This window comes from Bradyrhizobium sp. STM 3843 (assembly GCF_000239815.1).
In the GTDB taxonomy this organism is placed as follows: Bacteria; Pseudomonadota; Alphaproteobacteria; order Rhizobiales; family Xanthobacteraceae; genus Bradyrhizobium.
This window is the reverse complement of sequence record NZ_CAFK01000272.1, coordinates 1-1,422: the sequence shown is the minus strand read 5'-3', so window position 1 is coordinate 1,422 and position 1,422 is coordinate 1. Positions and strand designations below refer to the sequence as shown.

The 1,422-nt window shown below is 63.1% G+C and carries 1 protein-coding gene; it reads right to left on the bottom strand.

Annotated features, from left to right (window positions below; all coding sequences use genetic code 11):
- Positions 1 to 5 precede the first annotated feature (5 nt).
- Positions 6 to 1,187, bottom strand: coding sequence for an IS30 family transposase (locus BRAS3843_RS27710; protein WP_035983000.1), 1,182 nt, complete (start codon positions 1,185 to 1,187; stop codon positions 6 to 8).
- Positions 1,188 to 1,422 lie beyond the last annotated feature (235 nt).

The following is a 1,422-nucleotide window of genomic DNA, read 5'->3' as shown; positions in this document are numbered from 1 at the left end:
CTGGTTCAAACGGTCGTCGCAACACCAGTTTTGTTGACGGATGACAGCAACTCGTCAAGCGCTTCCGCGGGCGTTTTCCAGCCTAGCGTCTTTCTCGGTCGGCCATTGAGAGCCGCTGCCACTGCGGATATATCGTCGGCGCTATAGACGCTGAGGTCTTCACCTTTCGGGAAGTATTGCCGTAAAAGCCCGTTGGTGTTCTCGTTCGTGCCGCGCTGCCAGGGGCTGTGTGGATCGCAGAAGTAGACCTGGATGCCCGCATCGATCTTGAGACGACTGTGCTGAGCCATTTCGACGCCCTGATCCCAGGTTAGCGAACGGCGCAATTCTTCGGGCAAGGTGATGATGGTGCGCGTGATTGCGTCGCGCACGGCTTCGGCTCCGTGTCCCGAGAGCGCAGGTCCGTCTTTAGCGCGTGGACCTTCGCCGTGTCCTGCCAGCCGCGGAAGATGCAGGAGCATCGTGAAGCGCGTGCTGCGTTCGACCAGCGTGCCGATTGCCGAACTGCCGGCACCGACAATCAGATCTCCTTCCCAATGCCCAGGTACGGCTCGATCTGCGACTTCAGCCGGGCGTTCGCTGATCATGATCTCTGGCAAGATAAAGCCTCTGCTCCGCTTGCTTGCGCGCGCCCTGGGCATTCGCAACGCACGTCCGGTTCGCAAGCAGGCTGTCAGCTCACGGCGCAGCGCTCCACGGCCCTGAACGTAGAGGGCTTGATAAATCGCTTCGTGGCTGATGCGCATCGTCTCGTCATCCGGGAAGTCGGTCCGCAAGCGTCGGGCAATCTGCTCGGGGCTCCAGGCTTTCGCCCATCGCCGATCCTTGCGCGGGTCCGGCCGACGAAGGCGAGCGCAGCTTGGGGCCACGACGACACCGGCTAGCCGGTCTTCCACATAAGTGCGCAAGGCGGCGTTCCGCGCAAGCTTGGTTGGCTTGGGGCGGCGGGCCGATCGGTCTGCGTGCCACTGCGCGGTCGTCGCACGATATGCCATCTTGCCGCCGTGGGTGGCTGCATTGCGATCCAACTCACGGGAGATGGTCGAGGCAGCCCGTCCGAGGCGCCGCCCAATCTCCCGCATCGAATGCCCCTGCGCATTGAGAAGTGCGATCTCCTCGCGCTCCGCCAACGACAGGTACCGCCCCGAGAGCGGCTTTGCCGAAGATCTGAAAACTGCGGGTGGCATGCCGCCTGCCTTCCGGAACAATCGATATCCGGCAGCGGGGGGCACTCCGGCTTTGAGCGCAGCATCTTCGCTGCTCAACCCCGCGGCAATCGCCTGCCAAAATCTTTCCTGTTCAGCCCGCCCCGCAACCGGCGGGCGTCCCGCCGAGCCCAGCGGCGCCCGTGTCGATCGCTTCCTTCGAATGGTCATCGCAACCTCCAAATCTTGAGCGTTGCCACGACCGATTGAATCCGCC

Bases quoted from the DNA above. Each gene is read 5' to 3' on its own strand.
- BRAS3843_RS27710 (WP_035983000.1), bottom strand. From the start codon at position 1,187: ATGCCACCCGCAGTTTTCAGATCTTCGGCAAAGCCGCTCTCGGGGCGG.